16 protein-coding genes are annotated in these 19,084 nt (G+C 69.5%); 5 read left to right on the plus strand and 11 right to left on the minus strand.

The features are described 5' to 3' along the window. Window positions 1-30 precede the first annotated feature (30 nt). Window positions 31-873, plus strand: a complete 843-nt coding sequence (locus tag AAFN86_RS03945; protein ID WP_347541925.1) for a hypothetical protein — start codon at window positions 31-33, stop codon at window positions 871-873. Between the two features lie 110 nt (window positions 874-983). Here AAFN86_RS03945 and typA read toward each other — a convergent pair whose 3' ends face one another. From typA to AAFN86_RS03985, 8 genes are all read right to left on the minus strand, one after another. After that, a complete protein-coding gene (gene typA / locus AAFN86_RS03950) occupies window positions 984-2,822 on the minus strand; it encodes a translational GTPase TypA (RefSeq protein ID WP_347541926.1) in 1,839 nt (612 codons plus the stop codon). 254 nt (window positions 2,823-3,076) lie between these two features. Continuing rightward, window positions 3,077-3,793 carry a hypothetical protein gene (locus AAFN86_RS03955; RefSeq protein WP_347541927.1) on the minus strand — a complete coding sequence of 239 codons (717 nt, stop codon included), beginning with the start codon at window positions 3,791-3,793 and terminating at the stop codon, window positions 3,077-3,079. Window positions 3,794-4,182: 389 nt separating this feature from the next. After that, a complete protein-coding gene (locus tag AAFN86_RS03960) occupies window positions 4,183-5,061 on the minus strand; it encodes a DUF6683 family protein (RefSeq protein ID WP_347541928.1) in 879 nt (292 codons plus the stop codon). Between the two features lie 117 nt (window positions 5,062-5,178). Beyond that, window positions 5,179-5,775, minus strand: coding sequence for a malonic semialdehyde reductase (locus AAFN86_RS03965; RefSeq protein WP_347542379.1), 597 nt, complete (start codon window positions 5,773-5,775; stop codon window positions 5,179-5,181). A 313-nt stretch (window positions 5,776-6,088) separates the two neighbouring features. After that, window positions 6,089-6,658 (minus strand): NifU family protein, encoded by a 570-nt coding sequence (locus AAFN86_RS03970; protein ID WP_347541929.1) that lies wholly within the window; start codon window positions 6,656-6,658, stop codon window positions 6,089-6,091. 304 nt (window positions 6,659-6,962) lie between these two features. Further along, complete coding sequence (locus tag AAFN86_RS03975) at window positions 6,963-7,469, minus strand: universal stress protein (RefSeq protein WP_347541930.1); 507 nt, start codon at window positions 7,467-7,469, stop codon at window positions 6,963-6,965. A gap of 8 nt (window positions 7,470-7,477) precedes the next feature. Then, entirely contained in the window at window positions 7,478-8,257 is a 780-nt protein-coding gene (locus AAFN86_RS03980; RefSeq protein ID WP_347541931.1) for a TIGR02186 family protein, read from the minus strand. After that, window positions 8,254-9,168, minus strand: coding sequence for a sulfite exporter TauE/SafE family protein (locus tag AAFN86_RS03985; protein ID WP_347541932.1), 915 nt, complete (start codon window positions 9,166-9,168; stop codon window positions 8,254-8,256). Before AAFN86_RS03985 ends, AAFN86_RS03980 begins: the two co-directional genes overlap by 4 nt. A 210-nt stretch (window positions 9,169-9,378) precedes the next feature. Between AAFN86_RS03985 and AAFN86_RS03990 the strand changes: the two genes are divergently transcribed. Further along, window positions 9,379-10,965 (plus strand): 5'-nucleotidase C-terminal domain-containing protein, encoded by a 1,587-nt coding sequence (locus AAFN86_RS03990; RefSeq protein WP_347541933.1) that lies wholly within the window; start codon window positions 9,379-9,381, stop codon window positions 10,963-10,965. A gap of 363 nt (window positions 10,966-11,328) precedes the next feature. Next, complete coding sequence (gene aqpZ / locus AAFN86_RS03995) at window positions 11,329-12,036, plus strand: aquaporin Z (protein ID WP_347541934.1); 708 nt, start codon at window positions 11,329-11,331, stop codon at window positions 12,034-12,036. A gap of 242 nt (window positions 12,037-12,278) precedes the next feature. Here aqpZ and AAFN86_RS04000 read toward each other — a convergent pair whose 3' ends face one another. Next, window positions 12,279-12,815, minus strand: coding sequence for a Yip1 family protein (locus tag AAFN86_RS04000; protein WP_347541935.1), 537 nt, complete (start codon window positions 12,813-12,815; stop codon window positions 12,279-12,281). A gap of 106 nt (window positions 12,816-12,921) precedes the next feature. On the opposite strand from AAFN86_RS04000, the gene AAFN86_RS04005 reads away from it, so the two are divergent. Continuing rightward, on the plus strand, window positions 12,922-14,217 hold the full coding sequence (locus tag AAFN86_RS04005) for an AmpG family muropeptide MFS transporter (RefSeq protein WP_347541936.1): 1,296 nt from the start codon (window positions 12,922-12,924) through the stop codon (window positions 14,215-14,217). Between the two features lie 27 nt (window positions 14,218-14,244). Further along, a complete protein-coding gene (locus AAFN86_RS04010) occupies window positions 14,245-16,275 on the plus strand; it encodes an FUSC family protein (protein ID WP_347541937.1) in 2,031 nt (676 codons plus the stop codon). A 474-nt stretch (window positions 16,276-16,749) separates the two neighbouring features. Here AAFN86_RS04010 and AAFN86_RS04015 read toward each other — a convergent pair whose 3' ends face one another. After that, entirely contained in the window at window positions 16,750-18,357 is a 1,608-nt protein-coding gene (locus AAFN86_RS04015) for an ABC transporter substrate-binding protein (protein ID WP_347541938.1), read from the minus strand. A 147-nt stretch (window positions 18,358-18,504) separates the two neighbouring features. Further along, entirely contained in the window at window positions 18,505-19,053 is a 549-nt protein-coding gene (locus AAFN86_RS04020; RefSeq protein ID WP_347541939.1) for a hypothetical protein, read from the minus strand. Window positions 19,054-19,084 lie beyond the last annotated feature (31 nt).

The following is a 19,084-nucleotide window of genomic DNA, read 5'->3' on the forward strand; positions in this document are numbered from 1 at the left end:
CCTGGCCGAACAATGCGGAGGAGTGGAACAATGCCGAGCGGCAAGCCGACCAATCACAGCTTCACGCTGACCAATCACAGCGACGACTTCGACTCCCGGGACGAAGCCGGCTGGCACGACGGAAGCCGCGTGTATGGCGGCAATGGCGACGACAGCATCCGCACCGAGGGCGATCACAACCTCGTCTCCGGCGGCAATGGCCAGGACGTGCTGGTTGTGTGCGGTGACTGCAACACCGTCGATGGCGGCAACGGAAAGGACGACCTCCGCGTCATCGGGGACGACAACCGGGTGTATGGCGGCAACGGCGTGGACTGTCTGGTCGCCACCGGCGTGGGCAACCTGCTGGATGGCGGTAATGGCGCCGATCGCCTGGTCAGCACCAGCCGTGGCGGCTTCGGCGAGGTCGGCGAGGGCAATGTGCTGACCGGCGGCCACGGCCCCGACACCTTCGTGCTGAGCAACCGCAGCGACCTGCGCGTGATCAACGACGGCGGCGGTGACCACCATCCGGGGTTGCCTCCCGCACCCGGCACCGGCGTGGTCAGCCAGGGCGACATCATCGTCGGCGTGATGGACGAGATCACCGACTACACCGCCGGCGAGCGCCTGCGCATCAATGCGCAGCATGAAGCGAGCGACCCCATCGGCCTCGATGGAATCCTGCCAGGGCAGCAGCACCTGGAACTGGCGGATGGCGAATACGCCTTCATCCGCGGCGACCAGATCGGCAATGGCCGTTTCGCGGTCGATGACCAGGGCGGCGACCTGCTGCTGGTCTATGACGCCAGCGGCGGCGGGGACGCGCATGTCCTGCAGGGCGCGGTGGTCCTGCAGGGCGTGACGGACGCGGATTCAGTGTTCGTCTGTTGAATGCGACACGGGGAGGGTGACGCCCTCCCCGGTCCGTTCGCGCCCGGTGGCCCAGGCCCGTGCGATACGGGATCGGCACGTGGCGGGACGTTCGGTCCCGCCAGGGCGAATCACGCTGCCTCGGATTCCGCCCGGCGCGCATGCTTCTTGCGCTCATGCGGATCGAGGTAGCGCTTGCGCAGCCGCACCGCGCCCGGCGTCACCTCCACCAGCTCGTCATCCTCGATGTAGGCGATCGCCTGTTCCAGCGACATGCGCCGGGGCGGGATCAGCAGCAGCGCCTCATCCTTGCCGGCGGCACGGATGTTGGTGAGCTTCTTTTCCTTGATCGGATTCACGTCGAGGTCGTTGTCGCGCGAATTCTCACCGAGGATCAGGCCGACATAGACCTTGTCGCCGGGGTTCACGAACAGCGTGCCGCGTTCCTGCAAGTAGAACAGCGCGTATTGGATCGCCTCGCCATCGGAATTGGAGATCAGCGAGCCGTTGCGGCGCCCTTCGATCACGCCGGCCCAGGGCTGATAGCCCAGGAACAGGCGATTCATGATGCCGGTGCCACGCGTGTCGGTCAGGAATTCGCCGTGGTAGCCGATCAGCCCGCGCGAGGGGATGTTGAAGGTCAGGCGCACCTTGCCGCCGCCGGACGGCCGCATGTCCTGCATCATGCCCTTGCGGATCGACATCTTCTCGACGACGACGCCGGAATAGGTCTCGTCCACGTCGATCAGGCATTCCTCGTAGGGCTCTTCCTTCTCGCCCGTCTCGGGATTGTCGCGCGTCAGCACGCGCGGACGGCCGATCGTCAGCTCGAAGCCCTCGCGGCGCATCTGCTCGATCAGCACGCCGAGCTGGAGTTCGCCGCGGCCGGCCACCTCGAAGGCGTCCACTTCCTCGGACACCTTCACCTTGATGGCGACGTTGCCCTCGGTCTCCTTCATCAGGCGGTCGCGGATCTGGCGCGAGGTAACCTTCTTTCCCTCGCGCCCGCCAAGCGGGCCGTCATTGATGCGGAAGGTCATCGCGAGCGTCGGCGGATCGACCGGGATCGCATGCAGCGGCTCGGTCACTTCCGGCGCGGCGATGGTGTCGGGGATGGTGGCCTCGGACAGGCCGGCGATGGCGATGATGTCGCCCGCACGCACCTCATCAACCGGCACGCGATCGAGGCCGGAGAAGGTCATCAGCTTGGTCAGGCGGCCGGATTCGACCACCGAGCCATCCTGGCGTAGCACACGCACGGGCATGTTCAGGCGCGCGACGCCCTGTGCAACGCGCCCGGTCAGGATGCGACCGAGGAAGTTGTCGCTCTCCAGGATCGCGGCGTTCATCGCGAAGGGCGCGTCGAAATCGACGACCGGCGCGGGCACATGCGACAGGATCAGGTCGAACATCGCCGAGAGGTCCTTGCGCGGACCTTCCATCGACGTATCGGCCCAGCCCTGGCGGCCCGAGGCGAACAGGGTGTGGAAATCGAGCTGCTCATCGGTCGCGCCGAGGGCGGCGAACAGATCGAACACCTCGTCATGCACTTCATGTGCACGGGCGTCCTGGCGGTCGACCTTGTTGATGACGACGATCGGCTTGATGCCGCGGGCCAGCGCCTTGGTCAGCACGAACTTGGTCTGCGGCAGCGGGCCTTCGGCCGCGTCGCACAGCACGATGGCGCCATCGACCATCGACAGGATGCGCTCCACCTCACCGCCGAAATCGGCGTGGCCGGGCGTGTCCACGATGTTGATCTTCACGCCCTTCCATTCCACGGCGGTCGACTTCGCCAGGATGGTGATGCCGCGCTCGCGTTCCAGGTCGTTGCGGTCGAGCGCGCGCTCGGCAACATGCTGGTTGGCGCGGAAGGCGCCGGCCTGCTTCAGCAGCTGGTCCACCAGCGTGGTCTTGCCATGGTCGACGTGGGCGATGATGGCCACGTTGCGGATATGGGCAGCGCTCATCGCGGCCTCCTGTGTCGGGCGCCACGCGGCAAACCGCGCTCCTGCCCCGGTCGTGGGCGGGCGGCGCAGCCTTCGGTCGGCGGATTGTGCGGCGCACACATAGGGGCGTCATTGCAGGAAAGCGAGGAAAAAAGCCGAGGGCCTCCGTTGTCGGAGGCGCATGGCGGCCCGCGGCGGGGGGAGTTGCCGCGGGCCGCCTGAGCGACAGGACGCGCCGGACGCTTTGGGGGGGTGACGCCGGCGCGTGGCTCCCGTCACATGCCCAGGGTACGGGTCATGCTGGCCGCTTCGGCCATCAGGGCCGTGGCGGTGTTCACGTCGCCGCGCCCAAGGGCAACCCGCGCCTGCGCCATCCGGGCCACCGCACCGTCACGGACCGGGACCGTTTCGGTCCCCGCGATGGTGGAGCGCGTCAGGAGAAGGCTCTCGGCCCGTTCCACCAATTCGCTGGCGAGCGGCAGGCGGCCCTGGCGCGCGGCCTGTTCGGCCTGGCCGAGCAGGGCGACCGGGGAGGCCGTCGGCGCCACGGTATCCGCGACCGCGGCGGTCCGGTCACCGCCGTTGAGGACCTCGCCCTGCATGGGCAGGGCCGGGTTCGGGGGGACCGCCTGAGCCGGGGCCGGCATGACCGGCGCGGCATAGACGGGCGCGACCGGCATCGGGGCGGGACCGACGCGCAGCGCCTCCCCCACGCCGGGGGCGTTGTGCACGGTGGCCGCGGCGCCGACCGGCGGCACCGTGGGCGCATAGGCCGGCGCGGTGGCGACGGTGGGGCTGTAGACCGTGCCCGGAGCGGCGGCGACACCCGGCGCGGGCGTCATCGGGGCCGCAAATCCGGTCTGTGGTGCCGCCTGGACTGGTACGACCGGCAGCGGGGCGGTCTGCACCGCCGAGCCGTAGGTCTGCGCCAATGCCGGCGCCGCGGCCAGTCCGAGGCCGAGTAGGGCAAGACGAATCGATGAAATCTTCATGATGTCCTCCTTTGTTTGTCAGACATTGAACAGGCGCACGAAGCATCCAGTCCTTCAATGACTGTCCGGACAGCAGGAAAAGGGTGGTTCCTGCCGACGAACAGTGCCGCCTTGGAGCTTCGTCCGGCTCAAGATCGCCGGCGCGTCGATGCAGAACCGATCCTGTTCCGTTTGTCCGGTCGCGATATCAACGCCGTGTCATCGGAAAGGTTGCTACAGAGAGGCCAGGAGATGAGATCCGTGCGATTCCGCGCGGAAGGTACCCCGCAGGCCGCGTTGGCCGCGATGGGTCGATGGGCCGGATCGCATCAGCCGGGGCAAACTCCCGGAGGCAGCGCCACCGCCCTGGCGACGGCTGGACAGACCCGGGCCGGCAAGCCCGGCGGGTGCTACCGTTCCTGGAAGCCGGTCGGGGTGAGTGCGAAGCGGCGCAGGTCGATCCCCTGCCACTGCGCCACCGCCTCGGCGACTTCGGTGCGGTAGGCGATCACCTGCGGACCGGCACCGGCGTTGCGCAGATCCTGGTGGCGCGCCGCGATGGCCATGGCGTGGAAGGCGAGCGTCTCGGCTGTCGCCTGGCGTTCGGCTTCGCTCAGGCGTGCCATGGCCGGATTGCCGGAGAGCATCTGCCGCGCCTGGCCACGCACCGCCGCGATCCCGGCCGGCTGGGCCAGCGCGTCGCCACCCGTCGCGACCTCCCAGGCGATGAGGTAGAAGGCGGCGACCACGTCGGCCAGATCGCGCGGGTCGTAACCGTGCTGCCGCAGCAATTGGTCGAACTCTTGCCACGGCCGGCCCGAATTCACGGCGGCGCGCAGCGCATCCGGGTTGGGGCTGGTCGGCAGCGCCGAGGCCAGCGCCTGCTGGCGCACCCGGGCAGTGACGGCGGGGCTGGGCGTGAAGGCGGTCGGGCTGAGCGCCGGCGGCGCCGCCTGCCCTGACGGTGGCAAGGCGGCAGGCTTGCCGCCCGGCATCACAGGCCCGGTCGCGCCAACCGGCTTCACGATGGCCGGTGCCGCCGGGGCGGTGGGCGTCGGGGCGGATGGCACCGCGGCGGGGGTGGGTGCGGCCGGGGCAAGGACCGCGGCGCCGGTCGTCGGGAACAGCCGCAGGCCGGCGCCGATCGCGGCCGCGCCATCGGCGCCAACCGCGCCGAAGGGCATGACGGCCGGCCGGTCGCTGGCCGTGGCCTTCTGGGCGGTCGCCATGCCGGATGCGGCGATCAGGCCGATCAGAGCGGCGGCGGCGGTCATGAGGCGTCGAGACATGCTGCGCGTCCCTGCCGAAGAAGTCGGACCGCCTGAGGATCGGGCCGACCGGCGCCAAGTTCAAGCATGCCGCCGATCAGGCCGTGAAGCATTTCGGGCCGGCGCGGCCCGGCTGCCTCATTCGAAGCGGGCGGCTTCCTCGAAGGCCAGGCGCGGGCTGCGCGGGAACAGGCCGGACGGGTCGCCATAGCCCAGATTGACCAGGAAGTTCGACTTCCAGCGCGTGCCGGCGAAGAACAGCTCATCCACCTTGGCATTGTTGAAGCCGCTCATCGGACCGGCATCGAGACCGACCGCGCGCGCCGCCAGGATCAGGTAGGCGCCCTGCAGCGAGCCGTTGCGGAAGGCGGTCTGCTCGGCGAAGGACGGGCTGGAGGTGAACCAGGACTTTGCATCCGGCGCGTGCGGGAACAGCACCGGCAGCTTGTCGTGGAAGTCGAGGTCATAGGACACGATGACCGTGACCGGCGCGTTCATGGTCTTTTCCATGTTGCCGGCGGACAGCGCTTCCTTGAGCTTCGCCTTGCCTTCCGGGGTGCGCACGAAGACGAACCGCGCGGGGGAGGCATTGGCGCTGGTCGGCGCGAATTTCAGCAGGTCGTAGAGTTCATGCAGCTTGGCATCCGGCACAGCGCGGTCCTGCCACTTGTTCTGCGTCCGCGCCTCGCGGAACAATTGGTCGAGTGCGGCGGCGTCGATCGTCTCGTGGGCCATGGGGATGTCCTGGTCTGGGAAGGTGTCGAATGCGTCGAAGTCGATGGACATGCATATGCCCGCGCGCCGCAAGCCCGCCAGGGGGGCCGATCAATCGCGGTGATCAACAAGGCGAATGACGGTCATGAGGCGGCGCTGAATGCCCGGAGCCCGAAGGCCGATGACCAGCGCAACCTGGCCCGGCCACGACTTGGTCGCCCAGGGAGCGAGCGTGGTGGTTCGTGGCCGCGATTGCCGGCTCGTCTGTGTCCAGGCGGCGCCCACGGGCCGCGGCTCGATCAACGATTGCCCACAGCGACCGCCGAAGATCGGGTCAGGCCTCCACCTGCTCCACCGCGACCACTTCCGGAACATAGTGACGCAGCATGTTCTCGACCCCGTGCTTGAGCGTCGCGCGGGAGGACGGGCAGCCGGAACAGGCGCCCTGCATGTGCAGGCGGACAATACCTTCGCGGAAGCCGCGGAACACGATGTCGCCGCCATCCCCGGCAACGGCGGGGCGGACGCGGGTGTCGAGCAATTCCTTGATCTGCGCGACGACTTCCTGGTCCACCGGATCGAAATCCTCACCGTGTTCGCCGGCGGCCTCGCCATCCTCCAGCACCGGCATGCCGGACAGGAAATGTTCCATGATGGCGCCCAGGACGCGGGGGCGCAGCATGGTCCATTCGGCGTCGTCCGCCTTCGTGACGGTCACGAAGTCCGCGCCAAGGAAGACGCGGGCGACATCGCCCACCAGGAACACGCGCTCGGCCAGGGGGGATCGTCCGGCGGCGTCGGCCGGGGCGGTGAAATCCGCGGTGCCCCGGCTGCCGAGCACGTCGCGCCCGGGCAGGAACTTCAGCGTGGCGGGGTTGGGGGTCGCTTCTGTCTCGATGAACATGGTGGTGTTCCGCATGTGAACCGCATACCCGACCTATGTGGTCCGGAATGGGCCGGGGCGCAACCATTGGAGTCCCGGCGCGCGCCAGGCGTCGCATGGATCGGCGCGCCCCGTACCGGCGCTCAGGCCATGGCAGGCTGTCCGATGCGGCTCCCGGCACTGAACCTGGGAGCCCGGGGCCACGGTCACGACCAGGCGTTTCCCGCGAAGGCCGCGGCGAGGCAGGCGTGAAGCCTTCGGGTTGAATCCGCGCCTTGGTTCGCGACCGCGCCGGGGGCATCCACCACCGTCGGATCGCAGAACACTACGTGATCCGTTCCAGTTCCCTGTTGTCCAGCGTGCCGGGCACCAGCGTCATCGGCACGGTCAGGCGGCTGGAATACCGCCCGGTCAGCGCCGTGATCAACGGTCCGGGGCCGCCGCCGCCCGGTGCCATCGCCAGCACCAGGATGGAGATGCGCGGATCCTCCTCGAGCAGCTTGAGCAGTTCGTCGCGCCCGTCGCCCTCGCGGATGATCAGTATGGGAAAGCCGCCGGTGATCTCGTTCACCTCGGCGGCGAGGGCCGAGAGCATCTTCTCAGCCTCCTCCCGCCGTTCCTCCTGCATCATGACGCCGACCCCGGCCCATTCGACCAGGCCGACCGGTTCGATCACCCGCAGCAGCGCGACGCGACCGCCGCCCTTGCGGGCGCGCAGGCAGGCGTAGCGCATGGCGATGGCGCGCTCGGGGCTATCATCGACCACCACCAGGAAGATGCGATCCCGCTTGTCGGCGGTGATGGCGGCGGCGGCTTCCTCGCTTCCGGGCATGGCGGACCTCAGTTCCGGCGGAACATCACGCTGCCCAGCCAACCCGCGAGGGCGGCCAGCACGATGCAGACGACACCATAGACCACCGGCGCGGTGCGCGCGACGTAGGCGATCGAGGCCGCGGTACCGACCCGGTCGACGCGCAGGAACAACTCCTGCCGGGCGATGATGCGCTGGTCGCGCACCAGCAGCACCTCGATCCGGTAATCCCCGGTCTGCACCGTGTCGGGAAAGGAGATGCGGGCGCTGAACAGCCGCCCGCCAGCCAGGGTCACGGGGGCGGCGTATTCCTGCCAGCGCCCGTCATGCTGCTTCAGGTCGAGCAGGGCGGCGCGAAAGGCCGGCGCCTGGCTGCCGCTGGCCGCAAGCGGCAGGGCATCCAGCCCCAGCCGCGCGGTGCGGCGGACATCCTCGGGCAGAATCTCCCACACCGGCCGGGTGGCGGCGATGGCGTAGAAGCCCGGCACCTGGCGGAACACCGCCGAGGGTCCGTTGAGCCAGAAGCCCAGCACATTGACCTTGCGCCGCACCACGGTCGCCTGCGGCGGACCCCAGGCGAGAACGACCACATCCTCCCCCGCCTGGGCGCCGATGAGGCGCTCGGTGGCGCCGAACACCATGACCGAGGACCCGGTGAAGCCGGTGGTGATCTCGACCCGGTCGGTCGACAGGTCGGCGGTCAGCTGTGGCGTGTTCGCCGCGGCCGCCGGCGTGGCGGGGGCCTGGGCGCGGGCCGCGCCGGCCAGGGCGAGCAGCAGCAACAGCCCGCGCACCGCCGCGGCGATCACGGCACCGGCCCGATGGTGAACAGGCTGTCCGGCGTGCGCACCAGGTCATAAAGCAGCCCGAGGGCGACGGAGAGCACCAGCAGGCCGAGCAGGGCGCGCGTTTCCTCCCCGCGCAGCTTGGTGCCCATGGCGGCGCCGAACTGTGCACCCACCACGCCGCCGGCCAGCAGCAGCAGCGTCAGCACGATGTCCACGCTGCCCACCTGCACCGCCTGCAGCAGCGTGACGTTGGCCGAGACGAACACCACCTGGAACAGCGAGGTGCCGATCACCACCGAGGTCGGCATCCCCAGCAGGTAGATCATGGCGGGCACCAACATGAAGCCGCCGCCCACGCCCATCACCGCCGACAGCACGCCGATGCCCAGGCCGACCAGCAGCGGCGGGATGACCGAGATGTACAGCCGCGACTTGCGGAAGCGCATCTTGAAGGGCAGGCCATGCAGCCAGGTGTGCTCATGCGCCTTCACCGCGGCGGCGCCGGTGCGCCGCCGGCGCAGTATGGCGCGCACGCTCTCGCGCACCATCAGCAGGCCGACGGTGCCAAGGATGACGACATAGAAGATGGCAACCGCGAGATCGACCTGGCCGGCCTTGCGCAGGATGGCGAACAGCTGCACGCCGAGCGCGGACCCGATGAAGCCGCCGACCAGCAGCACCGAGCCCATCCGCGCATCGACATTGCCGCGCCGCCATTGCGCCATCAGGCCGGACACCGAGGCGCCCAGCGTCTGGTTCGCCCCGGAGGCGACCGCGACGGGTGAAGGAATGCCGATCAGGATGAGGATCGGCGTCAGCAGGAATCCGCCACCCACGCCGAACAGCCCCGACAGCCATCCCACGCCGAAGCCGATGCCCAGCAGCAGCAGGCCATCCACACTCATTTCGGCGATCGGCAGGTAGACCTGCATCGCGTCCGGGCCTCGATTGCAACAGAGATCGATCCCGGTCGGTTTGAACCCGGCAGGACCATGGGACAAGGCACAATCGACAAAGGACGCGGCAGGATTGCGGCAGCGCGGCATCCAGACACTGTTTGTCGCAATGCGGATCGGTGCATCCTGCCGCCCGGCAGTCCGGTTCTGCCGGACATCGTTCACGGGCTCCGACGAGGCATGACCATGTTGCTTTCCCGCCGTCTCCTGCTTGGCGCCGCGCTGGCCGCGCCGACGCTGCGAACTGCCCTGGCCCAGGCCGCGCACAGGCTGCGGCTGGTGCATGTGAACGACTTCCACTCCCGGCATGAACCGGTGGTGCGCGCGACCGGCGCCGCCTGTCGGACGAACGATCCCTGCCTGGGCGGTTCGGCGCGACTGGCGGGTGCAATCGGCGCAGCGAAGGCGGAAGCCGCCGCGGCCGGGCGCGGCGTCGTCGCGGTCGATGCCGGCGACGAGTTCATGGGCAGCCTGTTCTATACGCAGCATCGCGGTGCCGCCGAACTCGCCGTGATGAAGGCCTGGGGCTGCGAGGCGATGACGCTGGGCAACCACGAATTCGACAATGGGGCGGAGAACCTGGCGCGCTTCATCGCCGGCGCGGATTTCCCGATCCTGGCGGCCAATATCGACACGCGCGCGGAACCCGCATTGGCAGGCCGCACCCGGCCGTGGTGGGACACCACCCGCGGCGGCGCGCGGATTGCCTTCATCGGCGTGACGACGCCGGAGACGCCGCTGCTGTCCTCCCCGGGACGCAACCTGCGCTTCACCGACCCGGCCGAGGCGGCCGCCCGCGCCATCGCCGAGATCCGCGCCACCGGCCCGGCGACCATCGTGCTGCTGTCGCATCTGGGCTACGACGTGGACCGCCGGATGGCGGCGCAGGTTGCGGGGCTGGACGTGATCGTGGGCGGGCACACGCACACGCTGCTGGCCAATGAACCCGATGCCGACGGCCCCTTTCCGGTTCTGGTGGACGGGCCGGACCGCGCGGTGCGCATCGTGCAGACCGGCGCCTATGGGCGGTTCCTCGGCATGCTCGACCTGGATGTCGCGACGGATGGGCGGATCGCCGCCTTTGGCGGCGCCTGCGCCCCGATCGGGGCTGACTTCCCCGAGGATGCCCGCGTTGCCGCCATGGTCGCCGAATTCGCCCGGCCGCTGGCCGAGACGCGCCGCCGCCCAGTCGGCACGCTGCCGGAAGCGATGGGCAATGTGGAATGCCGGCGGGGCGAATGCCTGCTCGGCAACCTGGTGGCGGAGGCGATCCTGGCCCGCGCGCCGGGCGCCGAGATTGCCATCACCAATGGCGGCGGGCTGCGCGCCGGGCTGCCGGGCGGCCAGGTGACCTATGGCGACGTGCTGACCACCCTGCCCTTCGGAAATACCGTCGCGACCATGGGTTTGCGCGGGGCGGATGTGCTGGCAGCGCTCGAATCCGGACTGTCGCAGGGGGCGGGCACGGCGGGGCGCTTCCCGCAGGTGGCCGGCATCCGTTTCGCGTGGGACCCGACCGCGCCGCCGGGCAACCGGGTGCGCGCGGCCGAGGTCGCGCAGGGCAGCGGCTTCGTCGCACTCGACCCGGGTCGGGTCTATCGCGTGGCGACCAACGACTTCATGCGCCGCGGCGGCGATGGCTACGGCATGTTCCGCGAGCGCGCGCTCGACCCCTATGACGGCGGCGTGCTGGTGGAAGAAGCGGTGGCCGAGGTGATCGCCGCGGGCCGCGGCAGCGCGATCGCCTTGGATGGGCGGATTTCCGAGCGTTAGAACGGATTTCCTTCGGATCGCATCATGCGAACGCGTGAGCGTGCCTGTCAGACCGCACTTTGGGCAGACGTCGTGAGCGCCGGTGGACGCAGCGTGCGTCGGAGCCCGTCCACATGGGCCGATCCGGGCCGGGTGACGATGTTCGCCCGCCCGTGGCAGGCGCGCCTTCACGCCGCGCAGTGGTCGGTCGAGACGATCGGCGCCCGCCGGGCGCGGCCTTCGGACACCGCCGAGCGGCGCCTGCCGGTCCAGATGCCAGGTTGTTCCGAAATGATCCCTGCTGGCGCTTCCCAACAGTTGCGCTAGCGTGCCGGTCACGGAGGCATCTCCGTGCGCACGACAAGAAAGTGGGGAGTAGATTGCATGTCACGCAAACTGACTGCCGAATTCCTCGGCACACTTTGGCTGGTGCTCGGGGGGTGCGGCTCGGCCGTTCTGGCGGGGGCCTTTCCGGACTATGGGATCGGGCTGCTCGGCATTTCCTTCGCGTTCGGGCTGACTGTCCTCACCATGGCCTATGCCATCGGGCACGTGTCCGGATGCCATCTCAATCCGGCCGTGACGATCGGGCTGGTGGCAGGCGGGCGCTTCCCGGCCGGGGAAGCAGTGCCCTACATCATCGTGCAGGTGCTCGGCGCCATTGCCGCGGCCGGCATTCTGTACGTCATCGCCAGCGGCAAGCCGGGCTTCGAACTGGGCGGCTTCGCGGCCAATGGGTACGGCGACCATTCGCTGGGCAAGTTCTCGCTGCAGGCCGGGCTGGTGAGCGAGGTCGTGATGACCTTCTTCTTCCTACTGATCATCCTGGGATCCACGCATGGCAAGGCGCCGGCGGGTTTCGCGCCGATCGCCATCGGGCTGGGGCTGACGCTGATCCACCTGATCAGCATCCCGGTCACCCAGACCTCGGTGAACCCGGCGCGCAGCACGGGCCCGGCGCTGTTCGTCGGCGGCTGGGCGCTGCAGCAGCTCTGGCTGTTCTGGGTGGCGCCGATCGCCGGCGCGGTGGTCGCGGGCATCCTGTCCCGGACGCTGTGGCCGGAGGAGACGGCGCAGGTCGAGGGCCGCTGAATCAGGCGGCCCGGCGGCCGCGCCGTTGGCGGCCGGCCCGCCGGCCAAAGCGTGGCGTGGCGTGGCGTGCCGCGGGGATCGACGATCCCCGCGGCATCGTCCTGTGCGCGCCGGCGCCGCAGGCTTCCGCACGACCCCTGGGCGCGCGATGCACCGGATGCGCGCCAAAGCCCGCCGATGAGCGAGAAGCCGCACGGTGCCCTGCGCATGGCGGCGCGGGTCGGTGCCCCGCGCCACTGCCGTCAGACAATGATGCCGGTCAGCAGCCGGACCGCGATGTTGACCACGATCGCCACGCCGATGACCGCCAGGGTGAAGGTCAGCGCCTTTTCCTGTGGCACGCGCATCACGATCGGCACGCCGAGATACAGCGTGTAGAGCGCATAGAACCCGCCGATCAGGGCGACCAGCCAACCCAGGATCGGCACGATGATCGCCGCACCCGCGACCCAGGCTGCAGTTGGAGAGAAGGCGGCAAGCTTCAGCGCCGCATCGGCATCCTGCGGGCCGCCAAAATTCGGGGCCAGGATCTCGATGATCTTCGCGGTCACGAAGACGCTGACCAGCGACAGGATGTAGCCCACCACCGCACCGGTGAAGGCGTGGACAGGCGCCCAGACCACCAGGAGCAGAAAGCCCGCCACGGCTGGGATCGCGGCCAGGATCATCACGTAGCGGGTGAACAGCGGCACCAGTTCCACCGGCTCGCGCTGGATGGCTCGCCATTCATCCGCAGGGGCCAGGATCATGCCCTTCACGCGCGCGATCAACTCGTTCATGCCGCCCCCTGACGGTTCATTGCCGATGCAATACTGCGCGGCACAGGCCCGCCGGAGCAAGCCTGCCGCGCTGGTCGTGTGACCTGGGTTCTGCCAGCCTGCGGCGATGTCCGACTCGGCCCTGCCCGACTGGCGCGACCGGCGCTTCCTGATCCTGCTCGCCCTCGGCTTCTCGGCCGGGGTACCGCTGCCGCTGACCGCCTTCACGCTGCGGCAGTGGATGTCTGAATCGCAGATCTCGCTGACGGCGATCGGGCTGACGGCGCTGATCGGCCTGGCCTATTCGCTGAAATTCGTCTGGGCGCCGGTGCTCGACCATGTGGCGCCGCCGGCCTTTCGCGGCCTTGGCCGGCGGCGCGGCTGGCTGGCCACCATCCAGCCGGCGCTGGCCCTGGCCATCCTCGCCCTCGGCCTGACCAACCCGGCGGTGGATGCCACGACCACGGTGGCAATCGCAGTCGCGGTCGCCTTCCTATCGGCCAGCCAGGACATCGTGATCGATGCCTTCCGCATCGAATCATTGCCTGAACGGGAACAGGGCTACGGTCTCGCCTGCTATGTCTGGGGGTATCGCGGGGCGCTGCTGGCCTCCGGTGCCGGGGCCTTCGGCATGGCGGAATTCGGCGGCTGGGCCTTTGCCTTCGCGATGTGCGCGGCGATGATCGGCGTCGGCTTCGCCGCGGTGCTGGCCGCCCCGGAACCCGGCCGCGCGCCGGCCGAGCCGACCGGCGGCTGGGCGGCGCGGCTGCGCGCGGCGATCGTCGACCCCTTCGCCGATTTCCTCAGGCGCCGCTACTGGTTCGCCATCCTCGCCTTCGTCGCCCTGTTCAAGCTGGGCGAGGCGCTGGCCGGCATCATGACCGCGCCCTTCTACCGCGAGCTCGGCTTCAGCCGGTTGGAAGTCGCCTCCGTCTCCTCGGTGTTCGGTCTGTTCGCGACACTGGGGGGGGCGCTGGCCGGGGGCTGGCTGGTGGCGCGGATCGGCACCGGGCGGGCACTGATCCTGACCGGCATGACGCAGATGCTGTCCAACCTGATGTATGTGGCGCTGTTTTATGCCGGGCACGACCTGCGCATGCTGTTCGCCCAGGTGGGGGTGGAGAACTTCACCGACGGCCTGGCCGATGCCGCCTTCGTCACCTACCTGTCCGCGCTGACCAGCCGGTCCTTCACGGCGACGCAATATGCGCTGCTGTCGTCGCTGGCCGCGGTGCCGCTGCGCACCCTGGGTGCGAGTTCCGGCTGGCTGGCCGAGGCCATGGGATGGCCGGCCTTCTTCGTGCTGACCACGGTGGCGGCGCTGCCGGCGATGGGCATCATGCTGTTCCTGCTGTGGCGGTTGCCGCCGCCCAAGCCGCGTGCCGCCGCACAACCGGCGGCCGGCGCCGCCGAAGCGGGATGACGCGCCACGCGTGACAGCCGGCCCGCCTTGACGCCACACCCGGGCGCCGGCCTGCCGGCCACCTTCAGCATCGATCCGCGGCTGCTGAACCTGCCGGAGGGGCTGCGCAGCGGCCTCGCCATCGCCTCGGTGATCGTGCTCGCCGAATGGGTGCATCTGCCGGGGTTGGTCTGGGCGGCACTGGCGGCCTGGCTCGCCTGCCTGGTCGATCCGGGCGGGCCGTTGCGGGTCCGGCTGCGTGCGCAGTTGCTGTTCGGCGGCATCGGGGCGGCGATCACCATGGGCTTCGGCGTGTTGCTCGCCGTGCTGCCGCTGCCGGTGATGGTGGTGCTGGGTGCGGCCGTCGTCTTCGCCTTGTCGCTGTTGCGGGTGCTGGGGCCGGGTGGGGTGCAACTCGGCACGCTGCTCTCGGTGGTGCTGGTGCTGGCGCTGCGATCTGCGCTGACGGACCTGCCCGCGGCCGGTATCGCCGGCGCGCTGTTCCTGGCCGGCGCCCTGTGGGCAATGCTGCTGACCGCGCTGCTGTGGCGCATCCATCCGTTCCAGACATCGCGCGGCGCGGTGGCCGGTTGCTGGCTGGCACTGGGGCGGCTCAACGACGACCTGCGCGCCATGGTGGCGACGCCGGCGGGCGCAACCGCCGACTGGGTGCGCCATGCGCGGCAGCACCGGCGCGACGTGCGCCTGGTGCTCGAGGATGCACGCGGCCGCATCCTGGCCCAGGCCGCCGAACTGCGGGATGCCGCCTGGCGGCTCGACCCGTCCTGGCAGCGATTGGAGGCGGCGGAACAGGCCTTCGACGCGCTGGTCGCCCTGGGGGATGTGCTGGAACAGGATGAGGCGCCACCGACCCGTGCCGCGGCGGCGCGGCTGCTTGAAGCGCTGGGGCCGTTGCTGCGCGACTTGGCGCAGGACCCGGCGACGAACCGGGCGGTTGGGTTCGCCCCCCAGGTCGCGCTGCTGGCCCAAGCGGCCGCGGCGCCAGGCTGTGCGGCGCTGCGCCCGATCGTCGCGCGGCTGCTTGAAGGGCTGGATGCGGCACCCGCCCAGGCCGCTTCCTGGCGCGACACGTCTATCGCCACGGCGGCCGGTGGCTGGCGGGCCATCGGCGCACAACTGCGCCGCGACGCACTGTTGCTGCGCCACGCGCTGCGGGTTGCCGTCGCGGCGGCGGCCGGCATCGCCGCGATGCTCCTCTGGCCGGCCGAACACGACTACTGGCTGACCATCGCCCTGCTGGTGACGCTGCAGCCCGATGTCGCGACCACCATGGCACGGGCGGCGGAGCGGATCGGCGGGACCCTGCTCGGCGCGATGGTCGGCGCCGGCATCGCGATGCTGCTGCCGTCGCCGATGGCGATGGCGCTGGCCGTCCTTGCCCTGGCGGTGCCGACCGCGGCGCTGCGCCGCGTGAGCTTCGGCATCTTCGTCGCCGGCGTGTCCGCGGTCGTCGTCGTCCTGCTGGAGATCGACCACCCGGGCCAGGCCGAGGCGCTGCGCGTCGCGGCGCAACGCGCCTTCTACACCCTGGCCGGTGGGGCACTGGCGCTGATCTGCTCGGTGCTGCTGTGGCCCGATTGGGCGGGCGCGCGGTTGGAAGCCGCCCTGCGCGTCGCGTTGGCGACCGTGCTCCGGTACGCCGGCCTGGCCGTCGCCCAGTTGCGGGGTGAGGCGGATGAGGTGGCGATGCTGGAGGTGCGCAGGACCGTCGGCCAGACGAGCGCCCTCGCCGAGGACCTGCTGCAACGCACGCTGCTGGAACAGGGCCGCAGCGGCAGCGCGGCGCTGGGCGCAGCGCTCGGCGTCGATGCCGCGATACGGCGCGCCGGGGGGCGTATCGCATCGCTGCGGCTGACGACCGATCGAGTGGATCGCGCCGCGGGTCAGGCATGGCGCGGCTGGTTCGATGCGGCCGGCGCAGCCGTGGCGGCGGGGCAGCCCAACCTGCCAGCGCCGCCGGGCATCGAAACCGTGCCGGCGCTCGACGAGATCGGGCGGCACTGCGTCATGGCAGCGGAGGGCTTGGAACGGTTGTCGCGGCGCGCAGACGGGTCCTGACGGTGGCGCCGGCCGACGCTGAAGGCCGGAGGGGGCACGGCCTCTGCTGGCCTTCTCGCCCGGCCACGCAATGCCCGGGGCGGTGGGGCAACAGCCCGTAAGCGCAGGGATGGGGTTGCGACGGGTAGGAAGGGCCTTGCCCGTCCAACCTGCAGCCCTGGATCGTGTCGAGCAGCCGATCCACCGCTCCGGCGATCTCGCCTTCGCGGATCAGGCGCCAGACCAGCGCTGATGGACCGGCGCCGATCCGGTGTGACCGAAAAGCATTCTGGAGCCGCTCCCGCTCGCCTTGGCTCACGGCAGCGGCTCCAGCCAGTGTTCTTTCGAGCATCTTCACCCGATCAGGTGATTCCACCTGAACGCGATCTGCTCTGGAGCATGCAGTGTTCGCATGCGCTCACGCCACATGCTCCAGCCCATTGTTTTGAGAGCATCTTCACGCGTCCAGATGAGTCCATCTGAACGCGATCTGCTCTAAGCGACCCGGATCGGCGTCAGGTCCTGATACCATGACTGCGCCTGGGTGAAGTTCGACAGCCGCCGCGACAGGCCGCGCGGGTTCACGTCGTGCACCACCCAGATCCACATCGCCTGGTCGACCAGATGGCCGTGCAATTCGGCCAGAATGGCGTCCTGCGCCGCCGGATCGAAGGTCTGTCGTGCGCGCCGGCCCAGTTCGTCGGCGCGCGCATCGGAGAATTCGCCCCAGTTGAAGCCGGATCCGCCAGCGGGCTTGCTGATGGACGGGCCCAGCAGGCCGATATCCGGATCCCAGAAGGCCCAGGAATTGTTGATCGCGTGGAGGCCACGATTCTCGGGCGCGGCGGCGCCGGCACGCCGGCGGCCGCGAAGGGCTTCCCAGTCCATCACCTCGAACTCCAGGTCGATGCCAACCTCGCGGTAGTTCTGCTGCAGCAGCTCATTCATCGGCAGCGGCTGCATCTGGCCGGAGCCCGACGGCGCGATGATGAATTTCGTCTTCACCCGGTTGTTCGGGCCGAAGCCGGCCTCGGCGAGCAGGCGCCGCGCGCGGGCGGGATCGTAGGACAGGTCCACCGTCGGCCGGCCGAACCACGGATGGCCTTCATTCACCTGGCCCTTCGCCGGCAGGGCGAGGCCACCGAGCAGCCCCACCATCGCAGCCCGGTCGATCGCCATGTTCGCCGCCTGGCGCACACGCAGGTCGCGGAACGGGCTGTCCGGCATGAAGGAGAGCTGGTGGCACCAGATATGCGGATAGGCGTTGGTGACGACGCTATGGCCGGCCGCGCGGATGCGCGCAGCGGCATCGGGTGGCGGCGCCTCGATGAAATCCACCTGGTTGGACAGCAGGGCGGACACGCGTGTCAGTGAATCCGGGATCGGCAGCAGCACCAGGCGTTCATGCTGCGGGCGGCGCGCGGGGTCCCAGTATTCACCGTTGCGTAAGGCCTCCAGCCGCTGCCGTGGCACGAAGCGGTCGCCGATATAAGGGCCGGTGCCGGAGGGGCGCTCGGCGAAGCGGTCCCAGTTGTTGCCGACCTCGGCATACCGCGCCGGGGAGGAATAGAAGACGTTCGCCATGTTGTAGGGAAACACGGCATCGGGAGTCCTGGTCTCGATCTCGATGGTGCGCGCGTCCCTGACCTGCCAGCGCGCGATGTTGCTGACGTAGAGCCCGGCTTGCGCGGCCTGCTGGCGGTCGAAATGCGGCGCGTCGCGATCGAGCAGTTTGGCAAGGTTCCAGGCGACGGCATTCGCGTCGAAGCTGCTGCCGTCATGGAAGCGCACGCCGGGACGCAGGTTGAAGGTCCAGACCTTCCTGGTCGCATCGTCCACCGTCCAGCGTTCGGCGAGGCCCGGCTTCAATGTCGCGGCGCGGTCGGATCTCGACAGGTCCCAGGCGACCAGCGGGTCGTACAGCGTGATGCCGAGGAACCGGTTGCCTTCGGCGCCCTGGTTGGGCTGGCCGGTGGTCAGCGGAATGTCGCCCGCGGTCATGCCGACGCGCAGCGTGCCGGACGGGGCGGGCAGGGCAGTAGCAGGCGCAAGGGGAGCGGCGGCGAGCGCGGCGGCGCCTGCGAAAAGGTCACGGCGATGCAAGGCGGGGTCCTCCGCTGCGTGAAGCCGTGTGAACCCCTGGCGTCGAGTGTTGGCGGCAGGATGACGTCGACGCGCGGACGCGACAAGCGTGTAGCGTGCCGCCGGTCGTGCGGCTGGCGATGCAGATGCGCCGCCGCGGCGTGATGATCAGGGTCGATGGCCCTGCAGGCCACGGACGATGCGGCCACGGTCTCGGACGAAGAGAAGCGGCAGCACCAACCCCCGCGCGGTGCTGAGGGTGAGCAATCGCCTCAAGGGCGATAACGTGCCGGGGCGGATCGTCACAATCGTGGAAGACGTGCCGCCTCGATGCGCGTATTCGGGGAAAAAGGCGACGTCGGCACCAGGCTTGCCGACGTAGAGGATGGGTTCATGCGCGCCGGCGGTGTAGAGATTGCCGCCAGTATCGCTCACTGATTGATAGTCGGGGGAAATATAAACTTTGTAGCCGCGGAAGAACACCTTGCCGAAAAACAACCCCGTGAACAGAAAGAACCCGAGAGATACGATGAGCAGGCATGCGGCGGTGGGAAAAACACCGAAGAAAACAAGAAGGCTGGGCTGGCCGTGAAATAAGCCCAACAGCATGACTAGGGAGATCAGCAACGTCAAAAGATAGATGCAGCAAAAGAAAAAAGCCTTCGTGAAGCTCCAGCGCACGACCTTTGGCGCATAAGGTTCCGCAGGATGACGCATCGTTGGTGCAAGGGCCTTAAGCTGGTCCGAT

Origin of the sequence: Roseomonas sp. CAU 1739, from assembly GCF_039839775.1 — a bacterium.
In the GTDB taxonomy this organism is placed as follows: domain Bacteria; phylum Pseudomonadota; class Alphaproteobacteria; order Acetobacterales; family Acetobacteraceae; genus Neoroseomonas.

Bases quoted from the DNA above. Each gene is read 5' to 3' on its own strand.
- AAFN86_RS03945 (WP_347541925.1), top strand. From the start codon at position 31: ATGCCGAGCGGCAAGCCGACCAATCACAGCTTCACGCTGACCAATCAC.
- typA (WP_347541926.1), bottom strand. From the start codon at position 2,822: ATGAGCGCTGCCCATATCCGCAACGTGGCCATCATCGCCCACGTCGAC.
- AAFN86_RS03955 (WP_347541927.1), bottom strand. From the start codon at position 3,793: ATGAAGATTTCATCGATTCGTCTTGCCCTACTCGGCCTCGGACTGGCC.
- AAFN86_RS03960 (WP_347541928.1), bottom strand. From the start codon at position 5,061: ATGTCTCGACGCCTCATGACCGCCGCCGCCGCTCTGATCGGCCTGATC.
- AAFN86_RS03965 (WP_347542379.1), bottom strand. From the start codon at position 5,775: ATGGCCCACGAGACGATCGACGCCGCCGCACTCGACCAATTGTTCCGC.
- AAFN86_RS03970 (WP_347541929.1), bottom strand. From the start codon at position 6,658: ATGTTCATCGAGACAGAAGCGACCCCCAACCCCGCCACGCTGAAGTTC.
- AAFN86_RS03975 (WP_347541930.1), bottom strand. From the start codon at position 7,469: ATGCCCGGAAGCGAGGAAGCCGCCGCCGCCATCACCGCCGACAAGCGG.
- AAFN86_RS03985 (WP_347541932.1), bottom strand. From the start codon at position 9,168: ATGCAGGTCTACCTGCCGATCGCCGAAATGAGTGTGGATGGCCTGCTG.
- AAFN86_RS03990 (WP_347541933.1), top strand. From the start codon at position 9,379: ATGTTGCTTTCCCGCCGTCTCCTGCTTGGCGCCGCGCTGGCCGCGCCG.
- aqpZ (WP_347541934.1), top strand. From the start codon at position 11,329: ATGTCACGCAAACTGACTGCCGAATTCCTCGGCACACTTTGGCTGGTG.
- AAFN86_RS04000 (WP_347541935.1), bottom strand. From the start codon at position 12,815: ATGAACGAGTTGATCGCGCGCGTGAAGGGCATGATCCTGGCCCCTGCG.
- AAFN86_RS04005 (WP_347541936.1), top strand. From the start codon at position 12,922: ATGTCCGACTCGGCCCTGCCCGACTGGCGCGACCGGCGCTTCCTGATC.
- AAFN86_RS04020 (WP_347541939.1), bottom strand. From the start codon at position 19,053: ATGCGTCATCCTGCGGAACCTTATGCGCCAAAGGTCGTGCGCTGGAGC.